The sequence below is a fragment of the Shouchella shacheensis genome, assembly GCF_001484965.1.
In the GTDB taxonomy this organism is placed as follows: Bacteria; Bacillota; Bacilli; order Bacillales; family Bacillaceae_D; genus Shouchella; species Shouchella shacheensis.
Window position 1 is genome coordinate 316,821 of sequence record NZ_LLYY01000003.1, and the last position, 22,873, is coordinate 339,693.

At 47.6% G+C, this 22,873-nt stretch carries 20 protein-coding genes; 16 read left to right on the forward strand and 4 right to left on the reverse strand.

Annotation, left to right across the window (positions count from 1 at the left end; translation table 11 throughout):
* The first annotated feature begins 300 nt into the window (after window positions 1-300).
* From AVZ68_RS07715 to AVZ68_RS07740, 5 genes are all read left to right on the forward strand, one after another.
* Window positions 301-669 carry a DUF1516 family protein gene (locus tag AVZ68_RS07715; protein WP_059103940.1) on the forward strand — a complete coding sequence of 123 codons (369 nt, stop codon included), beginning with the start codon at window positions 301-303 and terminating at the stop codon, window positions 667-669.
* Window positions 670-684: 15 nt separating this feature from the next.
* Complete coding sequence (locus tag AVZ68_RS07720) at window positions 685-3,480, forward strand: PD-(D/E)XK nuclease family protein (protein ID WP_059103941.1); 2,796 nt, start codon at window positions 685-687, stop codon at window positions 3,478-3,480.
* Window positions 3,470-6,043, forward strand: coding sequence for a UvrD-helicase domain-containing protein (locus AVZ68_RS07725; protein WP_059103942.1), 2,574 nt, complete (start codon window positions 3,470-3,472; stop codon window positions 6,041-6,043). The genes AVZ68_RS07720 and AVZ68_RS07725 overlap by 11 nt, the downstream gene beginning before the upstream one ends.
* Before the next feature lie 355 nt (window positions 6,044-6,398).
* Window positions 6,399-8,357: a chemotaxis protein CheA gene (locus tag AVZ68_RS07735; RefSeq protein ID WP_157404602.1), complete on the forward strand. Its 1,959-nt coding sequence runs from the start codon at window positions 6,399-6,401 to the stop codon at window positions 8,355-8,357.
* Between the two features lie 15 nt (window positions 8,358-8,372).
* Complete coding sequence (locus AVZ68_RS07740; protein ID WP_059103944.1) at window positions 8,373-8,804, forward strand: chemotaxis protein CheW; 432 nt, start codon at window positions 8,373-8,375, stop codon at window positions 8,802-8,804.
* Window positions 8,805-9,003: 199 nt separating this feature from the next.
* Here the strand turns inward: AVZ68_RS07740 and asnB are convergent, their stop codons facing one another.
* Window positions 9,004-10,926: an asparagine synthase (glutamine-hydrolyzing) gene (gene asnB / locus AVZ68_RS07745; RefSeq protein WP_059103945.1), complete on the reverse strand. Its 1,923-nt coding sequence runs from the start codon at window positions 10,924-10,926 to the stop codon at window positions 9,004-9,006.
* Between the two features lie 198 nt (window positions 10,927-11,124).
* On the opposite strand from asnB, the gene AVZ68_RS07750 reads away from it, so the two are divergent.
* From AVZ68_RS07750 to AVZ68_RS07760, 3 genes are all read left to right on the forward strand, one after another.
* Complete coding sequence (locus AVZ68_RS07750) at window positions 11,125-11,430, forward strand: IDEAL domain-containing protein (RefSeq protein WP_059103946.1); 306 nt, start codon at window positions 11,125-11,127, stop codon at window positions 11,428-11,430.
* A gap of 192 nt (window positions 11,431-11,622) precedes the next feature.
* A complete protein-coding gene (locus tag AVZ68_RS07755) occupies window positions 11,623-12,468 on the forward strand; it encodes a dimethylarginine dimethylaminohydrolase family protein (protein WP_059103947.1) in 846 nt (281 codons plus the stop codon).
* A gap of 40 nt (window positions 12,469-12,508) precedes the next feature.
* A complete protein-coding gene (locus AVZ68_RS07760; RefSeq protein WP_059104040.1) occupies window positions 12,509-14,053 on the forward strand; it encodes an acyl-CoA carboxylase subunit beta in 1,545 nt (514 codons plus the stop codon).
* Window positions 14,054-14,119: 66 nt separating this feature from the next.
* Here the strand turns inward: AVZ68_RS07760 and AVZ68_RS07765 are convergent, their stop codons facing one another.
* A complete protein-coding gene (locus AVZ68_RS07765) occupies window positions 14,120-14,851 on the reverse strand; it encodes an NADPH-dependent oxidoreductase (protein WP_059103948.1) in 732 nt (243 codons plus the stop codon).
* A gap of 115 nt (window positions 14,852-14,966) precedes the next feature.
* Here AVZ68_RS07765 and AVZ68_RS07770 point away from each other — a divergent pair, with 115 nt between their 5' ends.
* The 7 genes from AVZ68_RS07770 (at window position 14,967) to AVZ68_RS07800 (ending at window position 20,067) form a co-directional block, all read left to right on the forward strand.
* A complete protein-coding gene (locus AVZ68_RS07770) occupies window positions 14,967-15,518 on the forward strand; it encodes a hypothetical protein (protein WP_059103949.1) in 552 nt (183 codons plus the stop codon).
* Between the two features lie 67 nt (window positions 15,519-15,585).
* Window positions 15,586-16,674, forward strand: coding sequence for an AI-2E family transporter (locus AVZ68_RS07775; protein WP_367576331.1), 1,089 nt, complete (start codon window positions 15,586-15,588; stop codon window positions 16,672-16,674).
* 61 nt (window positions 16,675-16,735) lie between these two features.
* Window positions 16,736-17,104 (forward strand): rhodanese-like domain-containing protein, encoded by a 369-nt coding sequence (locus AVZ68_RS07780; RefSeq protein WP_059103950.1) that lies wholly within the window; start codon window positions 16,736-16,738, stop codon window positions 17,102-17,104.
* A 396-nt stretch (window positions 17,105-17,500) separates the two neighbouring features.
* Window positions 17,501-17,764 carry a YbyB family protein gene (locus tag AVZ68_RS07785; RefSeq protein WP_059103951.1) on the forward strand — a complete coding sequence of 88 codons (264 nt, stop codon included), beginning with the start codon at window positions 17,501-17,503 and terminating at the stop codon, window positions 17,762-17,764.
* Between the two features lie 90 nt (window positions 17,765-17,854).
* On the forward strand, window positions 17,855-18,661 hold the full coding sequence (locus AVZ68_RS07790; protein ID WP_157404603.1) for a prolyl oligopeptidase family serine peptidase: 807 nt from the start codon (window positions 17,855-17,857) through the stop codon (window positions 18,659-18,661).
* A gap of 78 nt (window positions 18,662-18,739) precedes the next feature.
* A complete protein-coding gene (locus AVZ68_RS07795; RefSeq protein WP_059103952.1) occupies window positions 18,740-19,567 on the forward strand; it encodes a YitT family protein in 828 nt (275 codons plus the stop codon).
* 14 nt (window positions 19,568-19,581) lie between these two features.
* The gene (locus AVZ68_RS07800) at window positions 19,582-20,067 is read left to right on the forward strand and encodes a BsuPI-related putative proteinase inhibitor (RefSeq protein WP_059103953.1); all 486 of its coding nucleotides are present in this window, start codon (window positions 19,582-19,584) and stop codon (window positions 20,065-20,067) included.
* A gap of 76 nt (window positions 20,068-20,143) precedes the next feature.
* Here AVZ68_RS07800 and AVZ68_RS07805 read toward each other — a convergent pair whose 3' ends face one another.
* Window positions 20,144-20,881, reverse strand: a complete 738-nt coding sequence (locus AVZ68_RS07805; RefSeq protein WP_059103954.1) for a hypothetical protein — start codon at window positions 20,879-20,881, stop codon at window positions 20,144-20,146.
* Window positions 20,882-21,389: 508 nt separating this feature from the next.
* Between AVZ68_RS07805 and AVZ68_RS07810 the strand changes: the two genes are divergently transcribed.
* Entirely contained in the window at window positions 21,390-22,508 is a 1,119-nt protein-coding gene (locus tag AVZ68_RS07810; protein ID WP_059103955.1) for an RNA-guided endonuclease TnpB family protein, read from the forward strand.
* 178 nt (window positions 22,509-22,686) lie between these two features.
* Here AVZ68_RS07810 and AVZ68_RS07815 read toward each other — a convergent pair whose 3' ends face one another.
* Complete coding sequence (locus AVZ68_RS07815; RefSeq protein WP_059103956.1) at window positions 22,687-22,866, reverse strand: hypothetical protein; 180 nt, start codon at window positions 22,864-22,866, stop codon at window positions 22,687-22,689.
* Window positions 22,867-22,873 lie beyond the last annotated feature (7 nt).

Below are 22,873 nucleotides of genomic sequence, written 5' to 3' on the forward strand. Positions count from 1 at the left end.
TGCACAAACGTCTAAGTTCGAAGACTACGATTTAATCCCTGAACCCCACCCCTGGTATCTACCTTGCAGAAGATAATTCCTTTAGGTAAAGGTGAAGGAAGAATAGACTTTTGCGTGAATTGCAGTTTTTGCTAAGCAATGCTCCTGCAACTGGATTATCTTTCCGAATGAAGTCCCGCCAGTTCAATGACTCCGTATGTTCTATTATCAAGCATCCGACAGGTCAGCATACCCCTTTCCCTAGGCTAAGCAAGAATCTATGATATACTCGTCTTAGGTTTTTTGCAGGAGGGATCGCACATGCCAGCTCAAACGTTTCGAATTATGGCCGCCTTTCATGGTGCGATTTGGCCGCTTTTATTTGTGGCTTTTCTATGCTTACTTCTTATGGTGTGGGGGAGGGTACAAAGGGGGCGGAAACTGGTTCGTTTCTTCGTGTGGCAGTGTCAGTTCCTTCTATTTGTTACTGGTCTTGCCATGACTTATACGTACGGCTTTCCGTTTGAGTTTATCTTCAAAGGGATTCTCGCTCTGTTTCTTGTCTATACGATGGAAGCCAGCATCGGAAAATTGAAAAAACAAGACTATCGATCTTTTTTTATAATGATAGGTGGTGCCATTAGCATCGCCCTAATTGTTGTCTACATAGGGATTCGAAATTTGCTTTAACGAGGAGGAAAGAGTGTGGGTGCCATCCTAAAGGAAATTGGCTTGGACGCGACTTTACAAAACGAGAGGCTCGAGGCGATTGCCGCCCAACAGCAGAAGCCAGAGCTGCCGGTGTTCTTTGTTGTTCCCACCGCGTATTGGCGCAAGCAGGCACGCGTAAAAAACCAACATATCTCTACGCACACATTTGAAGGGTTCGCTCGTACGCTGCTTGCGCTTGCACAAAAGCGCTATGAAGAGATCTCGCAAGCTGATGGGCTCTTGCTAACAATGAACGCACTTATGAGGGCTGAAGTAGCAGAAGATGCAAGAGCGGCAAGGACCATTTCGGAAACGTATCGCCAACTAAAGCGCTTAGGGATTCCGCGAGAACAGCTACCTGCCTCGCTGCAGTCCTTTAGCGCTTCTTTCACGCTTATGGAGGAGATGGAGGCGAAGCGGGTGGTTCCACTTTTGACAAATGATGACTTGCTTCCAGCGGCTACAAGCGCTTTGAAGGAAGGAATGATGCCTCAAGTAGGACATGTCTACCTAGAAGGGTTTGTCGATCTCACAACGCCAGAGCTCGCACTGCTGGACGCCTTAAAAGAAAGCGGGGTCTATTGCTTGCCAGAGTCAGAAGGGAGCAGTTATCTTCTTGAGAGCGGCTTTGAAAAGCGAGCTTTACGCGAACACGCCGAGCATAGGGCGACGGAGCAAAGGCTGACGCAAGCAACGACGGAAGATGAAGAGTGGCGTGGCGTCATAGACGGGATTCTCACTAAAATAAATGAGGGAAACAATGCTGAGCGGATCGGCGTGCTCGTGGCAACAAAGCAGCGTGTGGCTTCGTTTATAGAAAGGCTTGAAAGAGAAGGAATTCGGGTAGCGGACGTCTCCTCCACACGTATGCAGGAAAGCGGTATTTTCGTATGGCTGACAAGCCGCTTGAGCACGCCTTTTCTCGATCAGGAGGCGCGCCTCCTACTTACGGATCAGCTTTTTCAGATCGCGGGTGTGAGCGGCAAAACCTATGTAAAAGCGAAGCAAAGGCTAATCCAAACCGGGAAGAGTGGAATCGAGGCGTTGGATTCTCTTGTGGAGGCTGCGGGTGAGCAGGAGGCGGCTCGTGAAGAGAGTCTAGGAAAGCGAATCGCTCGTCTTCGTTGTTTGCTAGATTCGCTGTTGGATTCAGAGATTTGGCCGCATGACGACGAATTTAGTCCGAGAGCGCAGGAGAAAATTGCAGGCCAACTGCTCCGAGAGAAGCTGACGAGTGAAGAGGCGCGCGTAAAAAAGCTTTCGCTTGGAGAGCAGACCGTCTCTTTGGATGTCTTTTTGCAATGGCTACAAGCGATGTTCGGCTCCCTTTCTCTCTCAGATGCATCGGAAGAAGGTGTTCAGCTTCTTACCTGGAGCGATGTTGGCGCCTTTTCGGGAGAGGCGCTGTTTGTCGTTGGCTTAAATGCTGCTGTATTCCCACAAAGCTATTCCTTTCAAGGGTATGTCACTGAGCATGACCTCAAGAACATGCCTTTGCCCGGCTTGCCGACAAAAGAAAGCGTGCGTCGGGCACAGAAGCTACAGTATCAGCTGCTTCCCTTTGTATGTGATTTCTTGCATATCAGTTATATATGTGGCGTGGATCAGGAAACTCCTTTGCAGGCCTCTCCGTTTCTAGATGGGGTGGCTCTCTCAGAAATATGGTCGTTCGCCGGGCGCATGGAGCGAGAGGGCATTTCACGAAGCAATGAAAGGGATAAGGAGGCTTACGTTGCGAGACACCAAGACTCTAGCGGAGACAAGTGGCTCGATTTGTACAAAAGGCGACTTAAGCGGCTTGATAGCGGAGAGGAACCGCTATCCAAAGCGCAGTCCGATGCGTTGAAGGAGCGTCAACATGCCTCTGTGACGGAGCTAGAAGCTTACGCACGCTGTCCGTTTCGCTACGGGCTTGAGCGTGTTTTAGAGGTCCGTGAACCTGCGAAAGAGGAGGAAGACCTCTCCCCTCTTTTGATTGGCACGCTTGTTCATGATCTCATTGAATGGCTTTATAAAGAAATTGGCGCAGTTGGTCTGCCATTTGCTGAGCTCTCTAACGAGACGAAGGACAAGGTTCCGGATATGCTGCTGGAGGAATGGGAGCGACGTTTTCAAGAAGAGATCGAGCCACTGACTCCTTCGCTGAACAGAGTCGAGCTCGAACGAACAAAAGAGCGCTGGAGCAAGCGTCTCTTGGAGTGGTGGGATGCAGAGCGCCTCCGTTTTTGGGACAATCCGAACCTACGCGAAGCCATGATCCAAGGGCTGGAGGTGCCTGTCTCCACCACCATCTCTCTCCACGAGGGACGATCCCTTTTTCTCGTTGGAAAATTGGACCGTGTTGATACATATGCGGGCGAACTGACGCTTTACGATTACAAGACAGGTCGCGCTGGCATTCGCATGCAGGAGGTGGAGCAAGGATTAAAGCTGCAGTTGCCGCTCTATTCGTATATGGTGCGCGAGGCCGAAGGAAAGGCGATTGCCGGGACAAGCTATATTTCCTTGCTGGAGGCGAAGAAAAGAGCGGGCAACGGCATATGGCGCGACGAACATGTCGGCAAAGGCTCGGCGTACGGTGTCAGCTCGCATTGTCAAAATCGTGAGGATGAGCTTGGGGAAGAAGCGTTTATGGAGAAATGGCAGCTGCACGAACGAATTAAAACGTTGTGGAATGGGATGACCACAAAATTTCCGGTTGCTCCGCTTGACTGCCGGGACAGCTGTCCGCACGCGTCCATTTGTCGAGTGACCGAGAAAATGAAGGGAGTAGGAGCGGATGAAATTTAATGACGCTCAGCTCGAGGCGATTACGGCGAGTGAGCCGCTTGTTGTTGTGTCAGCGGGAGCTGGCTCCGGAAAGACGCGCGTGTTAACAGAACGGATTGTTTCTCTTTGTGAGACGCGTCTCATGGAGCCTGACTCCCCCCAAGGGGCGACGATATCGGAAATCGCGGCGATTACCTTCACGGAGAAAGCGGCACGGGAAATGAAGAGTCGTCTGCGCGAGAGGCTCGCCGCTAAAGTCGAAGCATCGAAAACAGATGCAGAGCGTAGCTACTGGTTGACTCAAAAAGAGGAGGCCGAGGAGGCAATGATTGCTACCTTTCACCGTTTTTCTCTGTATCTGCTTAGGAGGTTTGCCCGCTTTGGCTACGAGGAGCCGGGTGGGCGCCTGCTTGATGAAACCCAGGCACGGTTAATCAAGCTTGAGCTGTTAGAAAAAACATTGAAAAATGTGGCTTGCCGGGAAGAGGTACGCTTGCTCTTGCAGCACTTTTCTAAATCAAGCTTAGTAGCAGAGCTCGAATCGATGCATAATGCGATTGTTGAAATCGTTCCAGGCGAGGAAGTACTCGGACATCTCACGGTAGCGGAGATGTGGAAGGCGCAAGTCGAGGCGTTAGACGAAGAAAAAAAGCAGATCGTCGCCGCTTTTACGAAAGACTTAGGTCGAGCTGTCTTAGAGTTGCCAGCCGAGGACGAGCTTACCCCGGCCCAGGCAAAGCATGTAGGAAATATTGGCACACTCGCGAAGGAGCTTCAAACGGTCAAAGGAGAAGAGGAGCGGGTCAAGCAAATCAAATTCCGTATGCCTAAGCGAGGACAAAAAGCCTGGCAGGAGAAGATTCCAGCTCTTTATACGCTCTATGAAGAATCTTGGAAGCCATTGAAGAAACACTGGGAGGCTTTTCCGCAACGAGACGATTTCGAAGAGGCTAGGCCCCTGCTAGAAGCATTCCTCACGCTGTTGCAAAGCTTTGCGAACGATTACCGTGTTGCCAAGGAGAAGAAGAACGCCCTTGATTTTAGCGATTTGCAGCAAAAGACGTATACGCTCCTTGCCTGCAATGAAGTGCAGGAGGCGTGTCGCAAGCAGTACCGTCACATTATGGTCGATGAGTTTCAAGACACGAACCCTGTGCAGCTTGCGATTGTTGAGGCGATTTCGCCTCCTCATTTGTTCTTTGTTGGCGATGAGAAGCAGTCGATTTATCGCTTCCGGGGCGCGGACGTTGCCCTCATGGCCAAAGTGGCTGCGCGAGCTGAACAGTCCACAGAGGGTCGGCTGATTTCGCTTCATGAAAATTACCGAACGGCGCCGCAAATCGTCACAGCCGTCAATGAGTTGTTTGCTCATATGATGAGCGGGGGAGAGGAAGCCTCCTTTGCCACTCGTTATTCGCCGCTTTCGGCCGGACGAGCTTCTCATGCAAGTGAGCCTGCGTTAACAAGGATCCTAGCTGTCGAAGAGGAGGAAGAGGAGTTCAGCTCGTTCGCGAAGGAACTAAAGACCATTTGCACAAAAGGAAACGTCCTCGTTGCCAGTAGTACCGGAAATAAGCTTCCGCGCTGGGGGGATGTGGCAATCCTCATGCCTGCGAGAACGAAGCTGCTTGCTTTGGAGGAAGCGCTGAGTAAGGAGGAAATTCCGTACGTTGTCTATGGGGGTGTAGGATTCTTCGAACGTCAGGAAATCAGGGACATGCGAACGATCTTAAACTGGATCAACCGCCCGTTCGAGGATTCGTATGTGCTGGCACTCTTGAGAAGTCCCCTCTTTGGCCTTTCGATGAGTGATTTTCTTTCTATCCACGCACAGCTCAAGCCAGAAGAATCGTTTGCTGACTATGTGAGTGAGCCAGCGCGTTTCCAAGGGGAGATTACGGAGCCCCAGATGCTTGAGGCACTGCAACTGTACAACGAATGGATGAAGAAGTATTTGCCGTTTCGGGTGCAGAAATCGGTAGAAGGAACATTGAACGAGCTCTTTCTGGAAACGGGACTCAGACAAGTGCTTTTGCTACAAGAAAATGGCCTGCAGCGCATTCGCAACGTTGAAAAATTAATTGCAATGCTGGTGGCGATGGACACTCGTTCGCTTGAATTAATGATGGCACAGCTGGAGAGCACGATTACAGCAAGTCGCTACACGGGGGAAGCAGAAACGGAAAAAGTGGACGGCAATGCGGTTCACATCATGACGATCCATGCTTCGAAAGGGTTGGAATTCCCCGTGATCTGCCTGCCACAGCTCGAACGGAGGATGAAGAGCGAAACCGGGGCCGTGCGCTTTGACGAACAGCTTGGGCTTGTGATGAAAGCCTCGGACGGGGAATCCGAGTGGCAAACGCCGGGTTTTACGGTTGCTAAAGCTCGCGCGGACGAGCGAGCGCAAGAAGAATTGAAGCGTTTATATTATGTCGCTATGACGCGAGCAGAGGATTATTGTCTACTGGCAGCAGGAGGAAAAGCAGTCGCCGGATCCTGGCTTGCGCTGACAGAACGAGCACTGGAAGACAGCAATCCGCAAGCGATTGTGCAGTCAGGGGCGAGAGAATCTCAGATATGATTGTCAAAAAAAGAGGCTGGGACATAACGAAAACTTGTTACTCAAAAAAGCGAACAAATAGGGAATTAGCGTAGGAAATATACGTAGACTCCTGCGGGAAAAAAGGCATAGGTGAGACTCCGCAGAGCGTAAGCACGAGGAGGCTCAACAGCCACCCGCGGAAAGCGAAGTATATTTCCGGAGCGCTTATACGCACCAATTTCAAGTTCGTTCGAATTTTCATTTTGATAATACACTTTTGTCCCAGCTTCTTTTCTTTTTTAAGGGTCAACACCCCCTCCCTTTTAGCCGATACAAGGAAAGGAGGATGAGGAAAAGTTTGTCCTCGTATTCTTTGCTAATGAGGTGAACGCTTGTGTCCCAGTTAGAATATATGGCTGTTTTTTTAGATGAAAGCAGTGAGCATTTGCAGGTCATGAATGATGGTTTATTGGCGTTAGAACAAGCGCCTGGGGATTTGTCAATCATCGCAGAAATTTTTCGTTCGGCTCATACATTAAAAGGGATGGCGGCCACCATGGGTTTCGAAGAAATGGCGAGTCTAACTCATATTCTTGAAAACGTACTAGATGACATCCGTAATGGCAAGGAGAAGGTAACAACTGAGTTGATCGATGTACTGTTCGAGGCAGTGGAGAAGCTCGAGGAAATTACGACACATATTCGTGAGGATGGGGCTGGCGTGATTCAGGCCACAAACGTCATTCAAAAGCTAGAAAGCCTTGGCGAAAGAGAGCAAAAAGAGGTGTCTAAGGGGCAAGACTTTTTGAAAGCGCCATTCGATAGTTATGAACAATCGATGATTGAACAAGCACTGAGGCAAGGCTTATCTGTGTATACCATAGAGGTGAGGCTTGATTCAACAACGGTGCTGAAAGGCGCGCGTGTGTTCATGGTCTTTCAAGCACTTGGAGAAGTGGGGGAGGTCTTCAAAGCGACGCCAAGCGTGGAGCTTCTTGAGGAAGAGAAATTCGATGACACGTTTGTCGTGACCGTTGTGACTCAGGTTTCGAAGGAAGGCATTGAAAAAGAGTTACGCTCGATTTCCGAGGTTGATCACGTGGCTCTTGAGCCTGTGGAGATCGCTTCGCTTGCTTTAGCGAGGCAACCCGAAATTCCCGTTGCTGAGCCAAAGGTCAACCAAGGGCGGAGCAAAAAAGAGCAAGCAAAGACGATTCGTGTCAGTGTGAAGAAGTTGGATCAACTGTTAAATGTCTTTGAGGAGCTAGTGATTGATCGGGGGCGCCTTGAGTTGCTAGCGAACGAACGGGAGGACGAGGATCTGAGCGGAGCCGCCCAGCGCATTGCTCGTGTCACGGGACATTTACAGGAATTGATGCTGTCGATGCGCATGTTGCCTCTGGAGAAAGTATTCAGTCGTTTTCCAAGAATGGTCCGGCAAGTCTCAAAGGAATTGAATAAACAGATCCGTCTGGAAATCCAAGGAGAGCGAACCGAGCTGGACCGTTCGATTATGGATGAAATTGGCGATCCACTGCTCCATTTATTGCGCAATTCCATCGACCATGGAATTGAACGGCCCGCTGCTCGAACCGCTGCTGGAAAGCCGGCTGAGGGTACCATCTCATTACATGCTTTTTACAGCGGCAACGCCGTCGTGATTGAAATTGCTGATGATGGGGCCGGGATAAACCGAGACAAAGTCGTCCAAAAAGCAATGCAAAGCGAGTTGATTACCGCTGAAGAAGCAGGCCTTCTTTCGGACAACGATGTCTATCAGCTCCTCTTTGAACCTGGGTTTAGTACGGCCGATGAAGTGACAGATCTTTCTGGGAGAGGGGTGGGCTTAGATGTCGTCAAGAGTACGTTTACAGCGCTTGGTGGGAGCATCGAGGTCTTTTCTTCCAAGGGGGAAGGGTCACGTTTTTCGATTGAACTTCCACTGATGCTTTCAATCATAGAGGCGATGCTCGTCCAAGTATCTATGGAGGTCTATGCAATTCCGATTGCTTCGATCGTCGAGACCGCTCTCATAGAAGAAGAAAAGGTGTATGTAGTAAATAACACCAGAGTGATTGAGTATCGTAATCGAATGGTTCCCTTGCTTTCCTTACGTGAGTTGTTCGATGTCCCAGGAGAGGTAGCGGAGAGTTCCGTCCATTCAGTGGTGGTGGTCTATCGCGGGGAACGGCTTGTTGCTCTTACCGTTGATGAGTTTATCGGTCAGAAAGAAATTGTTTTAAAATCATTGGGCAGGTTGCTCGAGGACGTGTTTGCCCTATCTGGAGCGACCATTTTAGGCAATGGTGATGCTGCGCTTGTTATAGATCCAAATGCGTTTTTTAAATCGTAAGGGTGGTGTGAGTTGATGGTGGAAAAGTTGGTGACCTTTGAAGTAGATGGGGAGGAGTACGGAATCGACATTACGGCGGTCGAATCGATAGAGCGTATGCAATATGTAACGAGGGTGCCTGGAGCGCATCTGACAGGCGTTACCAACATACGAGGGAGGCTCTGGTCGGTGGTCGATTTTCGAACACTCATGAATCTTGCCAAAAAAGAACATAACGAGGCAACACGCATGCTGCTAATAAACGAGGATCGGTATCAGGTAGCGTTTATTGTCGATCAAGCAAATAGTGTGTTGGATGTCGCCTCAGTAGAAATGAGTGAAAACCCAGCCGCTTACAACAGTAAAAGATTGACTTATATAGAAGGCGTCTATCATACGGACGATCGCCTGATTACCGTCCTACAAGTCAAAGAGCTACTAGAAAAGGTAGGAGGAGTAGTAAAGTAGAGCAGAACTAGAACGCGAAAACAAAGGAAACGCGACAAACAGAAAAGCGGAGGCGGGTTGCCCAGAAGTGAGAATTTTAGAAGGCTGACAAAAGAAATCCCGAACTTGGATTTTGTTGTCAGGACTGAAAAATCTCGAGCTTCTACCCGCCGGAGCTAGACAAAAAACGCTCATGAGACCATTCTCATGAGCGTCGTTCTTAAACCACCACACGAGCCTCGCGCGTTTCTTCACTAAGACGCTCGGCGTTGATGAGTTGATTTGGACTCCTTAAGCTCTTCTCCACATGAACCTGATGCCAGAGGATGAAACAGAGAACCGTCCACAGCTTGCGGCTATTGTCGGCTCTTCCAGCCGCATGGTCCTCAAGCAGTTTCAGTAAAAATTCTTGTCGGAAGAATTGGCTTGATGCAGGGCTCGTTGTAATCAGCGTCTTTGCCCAGTCATACATTTCATTCTTCAACCAAAGACGAATCGGGACAGGGAAACCTAGCTTTTTCCGTGGCACGATAGTTGATGGAATATATTCCTTCATCGCTTGACGCAGGACGTATTTCGTTGTTTTGTTCTGAAGCTTGGCGTCACGTTCAATAGTGCGGGCAAGGGCAAAGACCTCCTTGTCCAAAAACGGGACCCGCAGCTCAAGAGAGTGCGCCATCGTCATTCGGTCGGCTTTAACGAGAATGTCGCCGGACAACCACGTGTGCATATCAATGTACTGCATTTTAGTTGAGTCGTCATAATTGGTAATTTGTCGGTAAAACGGTTCGGTGACTTTCGTATACGGCTTGCTAGAATCATAACTCTTGAACAGTTGCGTTTTTTCTGCTTCAGAAAAAATAAAGGCGTTGCCGATGTAACGCTGTTCAATAGGTGTGGTCCCGCGAATCAAATAGTTTCGTCCTTTCACAGCTCCAGGCAGCTGTTTAAACAAGCCGTTCAACGGTTTACGAAGTCCATTCGGAATTCGTTTGAACCATGCCAAGTCCAAGGGCTCACGGTAAATGTTGTAACCACCGAATAATTCATCTGCCCCTTCACCTGAAAGAACAACCTTTACATGCTTGCTCGCTTCTTTGGCAACAAAATAAAGAGGAACGGCCGCAGGATCGGCGACAGGCTCGTCCATATGCCAAATGATGTTGGGCAACTCCTGCATGAACTCTTCAGGGCTGATCACCTTGCTGATGTTTTCAACGCCAAGTTGATTGGCTGTGTCTTTAGCAATATCAATTTCACTAAATCCTTCATTTCCAAACCCGACCGTGAATGTTTTTAAATTTGGATGGAGCTCTTTCGCCAGCGCTACGATGGATGTAGAGTCAATGCCACTTGAGAGAAAAGCACCGACTGGAACGTCGGAGCGCATATGTTTGGCGACCGAGTCACGTAACAGCTGTTGCGTCTTTGCTGCAAGTTCGCTTGGGCTCGCCCCTGCTTGCGGTTCAAAGGAACGCGCTGAGAAGCGCTCAATCTTTTCATTTAATTGTTTGGAGATGGTTAACGTGTGGCCTGGCAAGAGCTTATGAACGTTCTTCGTCAGTGCACGTGGTTCAGGAACGAATTGAAAAGTCGTGTAGTGCTGCAACGACTCTTGCACGATGGATTGCTTGGCGAGCACCGGATTGATTGATTTTAACTCTGAGGCAAAGAAAAAGCGTTCCCGGTCTTTAACATAATAGAAAGGCTTAATGCCAAACGGATCACGGGCACAAAAGAGTTCTCCTTTTTCGCTGTCCCATATCGCAAACGCAAACATTCCCCGGAGCTTCTTCACCGATTTCTTTCCTTCAAAAGCATAGAGGGCGAGCAACACTTCCGTATCCGAGTCGGTTTGAAACGTGTACCCTCTTTCAATGAGCTCAGCTTTGAGTTCAACGTAGTTGTATAGTTCACCGTTAAAAATAATGTGGTATCTGCCGTTTTCATAAGAAAGCGGTTGATGTCCATGCTCCAGGTCAATGATGCTTAACCGTTTAAAGCCAAGACGAACAAAGCTGTCCTGGTAGTTGCCTGTGCTATCTGGTCCGCGGTGGTGAATGGCTTCGAGCGCCTCGCTCCATTGCTCTTCAGATACGTGGTTGTTTGCATCATGCAACAACTCACCAATAAACCCACACATGGGATAACCTCCAATATAATATTGAAATCTGTCATAAAACAGCTGAGACCATTGTACATCAAAGTCCAGCCCTGGGCAATATGAATTGAAGAAGATAATGGCAATGCAAGAGAAAGGTCACAACCATGGGTTTTGACTTTTTTCTTTCGGGGTAAAAATAATTAATTACAATGAAAACAAGATAGGAGGGACCAAACCATGAATGAGCCATTTGCAATGGATCGCAATGTGTGGAAGCAATTACAAGTAATCAACAGTCTGGAAATCCGGACGGACACCATCGTCCAATCCTTATACGCCAAGGCAGTGCTAGAGTATTCCCGTTACTATTTTAAAAAACAGTGTTTGGAGGGAAGCATCGACCAAGCGTTGGAACACAGGAATAAGACACAGTTTCACGAGGCCGCGAACGCTCTTGCCGCTCATCTTAACGAGTATAAGAACGGTCGAACCATACAGGAGGACGGCTACACCCTTTGGTTAACCTTTGAACAAAGTGATTAGCAGACCTTGAATTCTGAAGGGTCTGCTTATTTGTGCTTGGCTGGGTGAGCAGAGGCAGTATTGAATAGAAAGGACGCTAGTGCGGGATAGTAGAATGAAGGTGTACAGATGCTACATAAATGAACCCCCATTTAAGCCCTAACATTTCGTCTTTAGACATACATGTTAGGAAAGTTACGAGGAGGTATGAAGATGGAGAAAACCCAAAGCATTAGGTGTAGAACGGAATTCGCCCCACTCAAAGAGGTGATTGTCTGTCCAGCAAACCACCTGCACATCGGTAAGCCGATCAACAGGGCCGAGAAACAGTATGCGGATGAAAATATCGACAAGGTTGTTGCGACAGAAGAGCATGAAAAATTGGTGGAGGCGTTAAAAGAGGCCGGCGTTCGCGTATACGAAATCCCTGCAGAAGAGCAGTTTCCTGAGCAAGTCTTTATGAGGGACACCGGTTTTGTGATTGATGACACGTTTTATATCGCTCGCTTGAAAAGCAATGTGCGACAGGGAGAAGAGCAGGTTCTAGCCATATTTGCAGCGGAGCACGATAAGCCATTTGAACATCTTTCGATTGGCACGATTGAAGGGGGAGACGTGGTCCTCGCTGAAGATCGTGTGTATGTTGGCGCGAGTGGACGTACGTCAAAGGATAGCTTGAAGCCACTTGAAGCCAACCACCCAGAGATTGAATTCGAGTGGATTGAAATTGATGATGAGTATTTACACCTAGATTGTGTCTTTAACCCCATTTCAGAGAATGAGGCTTTGGTTTACAGGGAGGCCATTGCCCCTTCAGATATCACAAGACTTGAAGAACGCTATACCTTGATTGACGTTTCGAAAGAGGAGCAGTTTCATTTAGGTGTGAATGTTTTTTCAATTGGTGAAAAAACGGTCATTGCTCTACCCATCAACAAGGAAACCAATGCCAAACTAAGGGCTGTTGGCTATAACGTGATCGAAGTGCCCTTCTCCGAAATTATCAAATCTGGTGGTGGCTTTCGCTGTGTGACCCTCCCGCTTCTACGTTCGGAGTGATGCATACAGGAAGTGTTTCCTGGTTATGGTAAGTGGGAAAATGTTGAACCAGGAGGAAGCGCTAGTGAAACAAAGGGATGCGATCAAGTGTTTAAAGAAAAAGGAAGCCGCTTTGCTACTTGGCGGTGGGGAAGATAAGCAGGAGAGGCAAAGGAGTGCCGGCAAATGGACAGCAAGAGATAGGATTGTGCATCTGCTCGATGCCGACAGTTTTACAGAACTTCATCGCTTTGTGAAATCAGAGGAGAACATTCCTGGCGATGGGGTCATTACAGGGTACGGCACGATTGAGCGGAGAGTGGTCTGCCTCTATGCTCAAGACTTTACCGTTCATGGGGGAACACTTGGAGGCAAGCACGCCCAAAAGATCGCGGAAGTGATGGATCTTGCTTGCAAAATCAATGCTCCGATCATTGGATTGATTGACTCAGGGGGGGCGCGCATTCAGGAAGGGGTAGAGGCGTTAACTGGATACGGGCAAATCTTTCGCAGGAACGTACAGGCCTCTGGGGTCGTTCCTCAGATTTCTGTGATGCTCGGCCCTTGTGCTGGAGGAGCCGTCTATTCCCCTGCGCTCACAGATGTTGTCTTTATGGTCGAGAAAACCAGCCAGCTCTTTATCACAGGCCCGAAAGTCCTAAAGAGTGTGACCGGAGCAAAAGTTAGCGCAGAGGAATTAGGAGGAACGCAGATCCACGCCACAAAAAGCGGTGTCGCCCATGTTGTTGCCGCTACCGAAGCTAAAGTATTTGCTGAAGTCAAGCGCTTTCTTGCTTATTTACCCTCCGCTGAAAAAGGGACCCCCTCGTTCCATGAGCCGCATCCGGCAGGCGAGACATCACTCGCTGATTTAATTCCAACAAATGGAAAAGATGTCTACGAAGTAAAGGAGATCATTCGTGCACTCTCCGACCAGGGGGAGTGGCTGGAATTGCAGCCACGCTTCGCTCGTAATTTAGTCACAGGGTTGACCCAGATAGGCGGTCAGAGCGTCGGAGTTATTGCGAACAATCCGAAACATCTCGCCGGATGTCTCGATCTGGATGCGGCTGATAAGTGCGCTCGCTTCGTACGTTTTTGTGATTGCTTTTGCATTCCGCTTTTGATGCTTGAAGATGTGAGTGGGTTCATACCAGGTGTGGAACAGGAAAGTCGGGGGCTTATCCGTCACGGAGCAAAAATTCTTTATGCTTTTGCCGAAGCGACTGTGCCAAAAATTACTGTGATCTTAAGAAAGGCCTATGGCGGAGCCTATGTTGCTCTTAATAGCAAAGCGCTTGGGGCCGACTTTGTGTATGCCTGGCCGGGGGCAGAAATTGCGGTCATGGGGCCTGGTGGCGCTGCGGCGATTTTGTATCGAAAGGAAATCGAGGAGAGCAGTGAGCCAGAAAAAACACGAAAGGAAAAGCAGCGAGAGTATGAGGAAGTGCACGCCACCCCCTATGTGGCAGCGGCGAAAGGCTTCATTGACGATGTGATTGATCCAAGAGAAACAAGGACGGTGCTCCTTCGTTCTTTCGCCCTGCTGACCCAGAAAGTAGAAGGAAACGATAGAAAAAGAAAGCACGGAAATATGCCCCTGTAACCGAAAAGCGGAAGCGGGAAGCTGCCGGAACGTACTCGGCAGCTTTTTCACCTCAGAGTGGGCACCTTATGCTTCCTCTGACATGTTTCGTGCAGTGAATCCTTGTTGTTTGAGCATTCGGGCAATGTTCGAGTAATATGGTTTATCGTAAAAAGTGGAGACTCGCTTGGTCCACAGAGTTGGGGCGAACGAACTCATGGTTTCGTTATAGGCTTTCAAGGTGTCTTCATCCTGAGATTTGTAGGTTTCTAGATGATAGGCCGCTTCTTTTGGGAGTCGCGGCTTTTGAGCGACGTCTCCTTCTGGGTAACCGAGGCAGAGGCCAGCAATCGGCACCACGTATTTGGGCAGCTCAAGAAAACGAATGACTTCTAAGGACTCGCGGCGAACCCCGCCGATCGGAACGATTCCAAGGCCGAGGGATTCGGCGGCGGCAATGGCGTTTCCTAAGGCGAGACCTACATCCGTTGCACCCACAAGCAGTACGTCAACATCTTCCACGGAAGAAAAATCACCTTTTTCCATCTCGCTCGCGATTTGGGCGCGACTGAAGTCCATGCAAAAAACAAGAAATACGGGTGCGCTGGCAATATGGGTCTGTCCACCGCATAGCTCTGAAAGCTTTTGCTTTCGCTTATGGTCTTTCACGGAAACAATGGAGACTTGTTGGCCGTGGATCCAGGAAGGCGCAGCCTGAGCACTTTCCACAATCTCTTCTATATAAGAGGAGGGAATATCTTGGGTGGTGTATGTACGATGCGACCGGTGGTTTTTCAGTGATTCAATCACTTGATTCATAGGGCATTCTCCTTCTCATTAGGCTATGGCTTCTTTCTTTTACACGGATATGGTACCATATCTCTGTGCTACATGCTTGTTTCCAAGAGGTCAAAAAGAAAGTGAGTCGTTGTGCATGCTTGTCTTATCAGAAGGATTGTTTCAATTTCTTTTAATCGCCAGTATGGTCTTTCTACTGGCTGTGGGCATATATTTGGTAACGAAATACCTTCGTAAAAAAAGGAAAGAAGATTCAAAGAGTGTCGAGAGCATAGGCTCTTTCCTCGTGCTTCTCGCTGTAGTCACAGCCTATTTCGCCATTTCTCTTCAGGTCCCCACCGCTTACCAAGGGGATGTTCTGATTAACGCAAATGAGGCAGAGGAAATCGAGGGTGAGCAAGCGCGCTACATAAGTGCAGGAACGGTTTACAAGGTCATGAACATTGAAGCCCATCCTCTTCAACTGGAAGCGCAGGGAGGAATGGTGGATGTCGCGACAGAGGATTTTTCCATGCTTTATGAGTACGTGAATGATGATGCAAGGCTCGTTCGTTCTGACGCTACGATTGATATGCGTGCCTACATGGATCATGTTGTTGTGCCAGAGCTAGAAGCGCTTGATCAACAAAAACAGTCGCTCGAGGCAGTTAAAGAAAACCTTCCGCATCATACATTCGAGTTTTATTAGGTACACGGCAGGGAATGGGTTCGTAGCGTCGAATCATCTTACAGAGGACTCACTCGAAGAAGGGAACATGACGATGTTGGAAAATAAGCTATTTCGATCTGCGTGTTGGGTTGTCGTACTTCTCCTTATTGTTTATCTAGGCTCGCTTGTTAGCTTTATTTTTGAGCCAATTGCCATTTTGGTGCAAACACTGTTTGCGCCGTTAGTCATTGCTCTTATTATTTATTATGTTCTTCGCCCCTTTGTGAACGTATTAGCGAAACAAATGCCAAGAGGGCTGTCGATCCTGATCGTCTTTCTTGCCTTAATTGGACTTGTGACAGTTGCTGTTTTATACATTGGACCAATCTTGCAGACGCAGGTGATGGAATTTGTAAACAATGCCCCGCGATATGGGCGTCAAATTCAGGCCTTCGTGATGGACATTCAAAGTCATTCGGCTGTGCAGCAGCTCATGACCAATGCAGACTTTTCACTTGATGACATTACCGGACAATTCACCTCAAATCTCGGGGATTATACCAATCAGATCTTCTCGAGTATAGTGTCCGCGCTATCAGCGGTTGCAAACATTGTTGTCATCGCAGTGATTATTCCCTTTGTCCTCTTTTACATGTTGAAGGAAGGAAACAAAGCGCCGCAAATGTTCTTACGCCAATTTCCGATTCGACAGCAGGAAGAAGGAGAGCGTGTGCTGGCGGATATGGACACAGCGTTAAGTTCGTATATTCAAGGACAGATTCTCGTTAGCGCCTGTGTTGGGAGTCTTTGTTTGATTTTGTATCTGGCGATTGGCCTAGAATACGCGCTTATTTTGGCGATTGTGGCTCTTTTTACAAACGTGATTCCATTTCTCGGTCCGTGGATCGGAACGGCTCCAGCGGTGGTCGTTGCTTTGTTTGACTCCCCTTTTATGGCACTTGCCGTTATTGCTGGGGTCGTCGTCATTCAACAGTTTGAAAGCAGCGTAATTTCTCCGCAAATCATGGGGAGACAGCTCTCCGTTCATCCGCTGACGATTATTCTTCTGTTGCTTGTAGCAAGTCAGCTTGCAGGGTTTGTTGGGCTTCTTCTTGCTGTTCCAACGTATGCCGTGGGGAAAGTGATTGTCAGCCATACGTATCGTTTAATTCGGATCCGAATGAGAGAAGGCTGAGGAGCAACAGCCTTGAGGTAGAGCAAACAAACCCTTTAAACTAAAGGAGGAGGTGGCAAAGATGAGCAAAACGAAAGATGGCATTGTGCAAATAGGTACAGAGGAATTGAAAGCGATCCTTGCTTCTAAAGGAGAAGAACCAATTGTGGTCGACGTGCGAGGTGTTGATGAGTATGAAAATGGGCATATTCCAGGGATTCCGCTCTTGCCGATGGATACCATTCCATCTCAAGTGGACGATATGGACAAAACAAAAAGCTATGTGTTCATATGCCGTAGCGGAAAGCGAAGTCAAAACGTTGCTAAGTATTTGCAGGAGCAAGGATTTACGAGCGTACGCAACTATGACGGTGGCATGCTTGCATGGGATGGAGAACAGAAATTCGACCAGGAATGGGTTGTGAAGCATTCGAGCGAACTATACAAGTAAGTGTCATTTCCTGTCTTCCAGTTGAGTCTTAGACTGGGAGGCTTTTTGTCTAGGCAACCCGCCTGCGCTTTTCGGTATTGTCTAGCTCTGGCGCCCACTCGCTCGAGGTTTCTTCAGACCGCCAGATCAAGCCAAAAACGGCCTTGATACTGCCGTTCTTCCAGAACTTGTCGCTCGTGAGTAGGGCGCCTGCGCTTTTCGTGTCTAGCTCCGGCGGGTAGAAGCTCGAGATTTTTCGTCTCGATAACGAAATCCAAGACCGGGATTTCTTTTATCGTCTCCAAAATTCTCGCTTCTGTTCAACCCGCCTGCGCTTTTCCGATTATGGTTTAGTGTTGTGCTAGAAGGGAATAGATAGAAGGAGCGACCTTATTTTAAACGGAGGAGTGACGTAAAATGAATATGAAAACAACAGCAGTAGCCGTAGCCGTTGCAGGTGCAGTTGGGGCCGTTACCGTGTGTTTAAAGGATGAGACGCGTAGAGAGCAAATGAAGCAAAAGGCAGTGAGCCTCTATCAGTCCGCTCGCGGCCTCAAGGAAGAGGAGTCAAAGAACTTTACCCTTGGCAACCCTAAGCCGTATAGTGAAGATAGTAAAATGGTCGGAGAAGGGTCTCTTTACAGCGTTCAACGCTATAACGAAGAATACCAGCAATCGTAAAGCCGCCCAAGCAGGTGGCTTTGCTTTGGCATGAACAGAATGCTACCATACGTTTAACAAAGAGAGCTTAGAGATAAGGAGTGGACGCTTTTGATTACTGTTGAAAGTGTGGAGCAGGGCGACCTGCGAATGCTGCACGTTTCCCAAGTGGAGGGACCTAAAAAAAGACCGTCTCTTTTCTTTTTTCACGGAGTGTCGAGCGCGAAAGAGCATAACTTACATATTGCGTACACACTAGCGAAAAAGGGGCTCCGTGTGATTTTGCCTGATGCCCTGCTACATGGTGTCAGGGAAGGGGATGTCTCCAATGAAACACGTTTTCTGTCCTTTTGGAAAGTCGTGCTTACGTCGATCAGGGAACTGCCGCAGATGGTTGATTTTTTTGTTTCGAAAGGATTAACGGACGGAGAAGCTATTAGTGTCGGCGGTACGTCAATGGGGGGCATAACGACGTATGGAGCGCTCTCTGCTTATGACTGGATCGATAGTGCAGTCAGCTTCATGGGGGCCGCGCAATATGAACAGTTTGCCACCAATCTCTTTCAAAGAGTGGAGCAAGCAGGGGTGAGCATCAGCGAGCAATCCAAGGCGGAGACGCTTAACCAACTCGCTTCCTTTGATTTATCAAAGCAGCCTGAGAAGCTTGCCAGCCGTCCTCTTTATGTTTGGCATGGGAAGGATGATGAAACCGTTCCTTACGGGTTCTCAGAATCTTTTGTTCAAGAGATTGCCCCAATGTATGCGGAGCATGATGGGAAGCTTACCTTTTTTGCTGAAGAAGGAGCTGGTCATAAAATTTCGCGGGCCGCTATGTTGGATGTGGCTGATTGGCTTCCCGCGAAACTTGATGTTCAAAGCGCGTATTCAGGGATGGGCACTCAAAACGATGTTCATTAAGGGGATCACGGGTGCGGGGGCGGAGAGATCCGATCCCTGGCCTCCAGCTTTATTTTTCGTGGAACGCGAGGTGTACGGATGACCAGGGAGTTTGGCAAAATTTTTATTGTCGTTTTAGGATCGCTTTTGTTAGCCTCTTCGCTGAATCTTTTTCTCATTCCAGCAGATGTCTTTGCGAGTGGATTCACGGGGGTTGCACAATTAATTTCTTTAGTCTTGCCATTTTCTGTGGGACCCGGTGTGCTTCTCTTTCTTTTAAACATTCCTGTTGCCATCTTAGGATGGGTGAAGGTAGGAAAGAGTTTTACTATCTATAGCTTTTTGAGTGTTGTGCTCGTTTCTTTATTTCTAGAGTTTCTCCCGGTGAGGGAGCTCTCAAGCGATATTATGCTGAACTCTGTGTTTGGCGGAGTGCTCGGCGCTGCTGGAGCTGGACTTTTGCTAAAATGGGGGGCTTCCTCTGGCGGGCTAGACATTATTGCTCTCGTACTAGCCCGCTCTAGCGATCGACCGGTAGGTATCTATTTTTTCATATTGAACTCGATTATCGTCATCGCTGCGGGTCTCTTGCTTGATCCGGAGAAAGCGTTGTTCACACTAATTTCCATATACGTGACGTCGCGTGTGATCGATGCGATTCATACACGTTATGTGAAGCTAACGGCGATGGTTGTTACCAAGCAGCCAGATGTTCTAACAGCGGCGATTCATAAACGCCTCACTCGTGGGATAACGAGGTTGCCTGCAAAGGGAGGCTATACGTTTGAGGAGAAAGAAATGCTTGTAATCGTGATTACTCGTTACGAATTGTACGAGCTAAAGAACATTATCGATGAAGTCGATCCAGAAGCCTTTACAAACATCGTAGAGACCGCGAGCATCTTTGGGTTGTTTCGAAAAGATTAACGGAGGGAACAGATATGCGACCATTCGGATATGCGCTAGCGGCGTGTGCTATGCTTTTAGCTTCGGGATGCGGAGGGCAAGAGGAGTTGGAGGATGAACATATTCCTGTATCAGGAGGGGGTCAAGCTGTGGAAGGATGGATGTTTGAGGTGGAACAAAGCCAGGATGGCTCTGATTTAAACGTCGATATGACACTGACGAATGAGACTTCAGAAGCTGGTTCAATTACCTTTCCAAGTGCTCAGCACTACGAATTGACGCTGACTTCGGAAGAGCACGGGGAGGTGTACCGCTACTCGGAGCAACACATGTTTGCGATGCAGATCGTTCAGCTCGACCTTGAAGCCGGCGAGACGCGTTCGTTTAGCGAAACGATCCCAACGGACAATATAGAGTCTGGCACTTATGAACTTGTCGTGGAACTGACGGCTTCGCAGGTGAATGGGCAAGAGATCGGAGAACCTGAGGAGTTTAGACAAACGTTGGAAGTGGAGATTTAGAATTGAAAAGCGTAGGCGCCCTGCTCGAAGGCGGGGCGCCTGCGCTTTGACAATAGATAGTTTATCCCTTAGACGTTCATTCAGAGTGGTTATTTCTTTGCACGCTCATCTGAATGTTGACATTCAAATCCTCGCTGTCCAAATCCTCTAGTAGCTGAAGAAGTGTGCTCAGCCTTTTATTGACTTTTCCCTTCGCGTAGTTTCCTATCAAAGTAAGGTTGACAGTTTCGTCGTTTAAATCGAGCTCATATCTTTCAGGCTTTTCCTTTTTAGTATCTTCAATAGTCTCGTATTCACTAGTGTTATCGGATGGGAGAGTGTCTTGTTCATTGTTAGGTTTTCCGAAAAACTTTTGATAGCGTTTTATAGCCAAGTTTCTTTCTCTATATACATAACTTAGGTCAGCATTCATTTCTTCGGTCAACTGTTCAAAGCTTCTACCCTTAGAGTACATAAGGATTAGAAGCATTCTAACATTTGGTTTTAAGCGACGATAACGCTCATAAGGAATAACTTCATCTGAATCGATAATATCTTTTACATCTTGCGTATATTCTTTCTTATCTTGTAAGAGACGAATGGTGTCATCTTTATTATAGACAAAAGAAGAGATCACTTGATTGGGTTTGCGTCCTCTCTTTTTCCTTTTTTTAATACCAAGCTCATCAAACAATTTGTAGAGGTAGGATTGGGAAATTCCTAGACCATCAGCTATTTCTTTGTTCGAATAGTTCTTCTGCCAGTACTCCAGATAATAATTCTGTTGAGTCCTCTCCATTAATTTAAGTTTATCATAAGAAATAATTTCGCCCATAGAGTAACTCTCCACCTTTTCATTAGGTTTATTCGGATACTTATATACGTATAGAAATAAGGAGTTTTAGCTATCAACATTCTTTAACGGTTAAGGTCACACTCCTTCTTAGAAGACAATAGTATACATATCATAATAACAGTTTTTTTAGATACTAACTACATAAAAATAGAAAGATTCTATGCTATTTGTTGAAAATAGTATAGAATCTGAAATAATGTATACTCATATAAAATTTGTTCAAAGAGAGAAAAAACCTTGCAAATGTTTGCAAGGCTGGTGAAAAAAATAAAGCAAAGGTCAACGAACCTACATACTCAAAGAACTATTCATCGAATTTAGCGCAGGAGACCCCTACCTCAAGGAAGGTGAAGGGCGTAGCCCAGCGAGTAGGTGGGGGAGGAATGCGCTTTTGCGTCAGCAAAAAACGTTCTACGCCTTTCTAACTACGAAATGACTCACTGAGTGGTACAATGGAAATACCTTAGTGAAGGGGGGCAAAGGCGGTGTGGAACTGACTATTACAGCTAAAATAAAGATTCACCCGACGCTAGCTCAAGTTGAGCTATTAAAAGAAACCGTCTCTGCTTACCGCGAAAGTTGCAATTTTGTTTCTAAGATGGTCTTTGAGAGCCACCAACTATCTCAAGCAACATTGCATAAGGCAACCTATCACGATATTCGTTCCACCTATCACCTTCGCTCTCAAATGGCTCAGTCTGTCTTGAAAACCGTGATTGCTAAGTATAAAACAAACAAAAGTAATGGTCATGACTGGTCGCTTGTGGTGTTTAAAAAACCACAATATGACTTGGTTTTTAATCGTGATTATTCGTTAACCAAAGGGTTGTTTTCGGTGAATACATTGAGCGGTCGTATCAAAGTTCCTTTTGAAACCAAAGGGATGGAACCCTACTTTGACGGCACTTGGAATTTTGGTACAGCCAACCTTATCGATAAACACGGAAAATGGTTTCTGCATATTCCTATGACGAAAGACATCCCTCAAGTGGAGGACGACGTGATCAATCAGGTCGTAGGTGTTGATCTTGGGATCAACTTTGTGGCCACTACCTATGACTCGCAAGGGAAAACCACCTTTTTCAAAGGCCGCCACATCAAACACAAACGAGCGAAATACAAACAAACCCGGAAGGAATTACAACAGAAACAAACGCCTTCTGCCAGGAGACGACTTCTGCAGATAGGACAACGAGAAAACCGTTGGATGCAAGACATAAACCATTGCATCAGTAAGGCACTCGTTGATCAATACGGAGAGAATACATTGTTTACGATTGAAAATCTAACAGGCATTCGTCAAGCGACGGAAAAAGTGCGTGTCAACGATCGTTATCAAACGGTATCTTGGTCTTTCTATGACTTGCGACAAAAGCTAGAATACAAGTCCCTAATGCATCAATCGAAAGTGATCGCCGTAGACCCTAAATACACATCACAAACGTGCCCAAAATGTGGTCACACGGAAAAAGCGAATCGCAACAAAAAGAAGCATATTTTTTGTTGCAGAACGTGTGGCTATACATCCAATGATGACCGCATTGGCGCAATGAACCTTCAGCGAAAAGGAATCGAGTACATCGCTGGAGGAACGCCACAAGCATGACTTATGGCGTTGGGTAGCTGTCAACCTGCCCTAATGTGACACCACTCTAAGATAGGAGGTCTCCCGACCGTTTGCACTATTGGGTAGTCACAAGCCCCCACTTCAATCAGAGCGTTAGGTTGATAAGTGGTGGGTGGTTGACGACCCATTGAATCATTGTCCATTTCTTGTCTCATCGTTAGCGGTCTTTAACAGACAGTCGGAGTTTGGTCGCTGCCTGCTGCAATTGTGTGCGAAGCAAAAGCCATTCCTCATTGGCGTTCTCCTCGGGGCCTCCCTGAACGTCCTTTGTCAGCGGAGGCTCTTTTGCTTTTGCTGTCCAAAAGGCCTTGAATGGCTCGGTTCGGTTTTCATCCATGCAATCA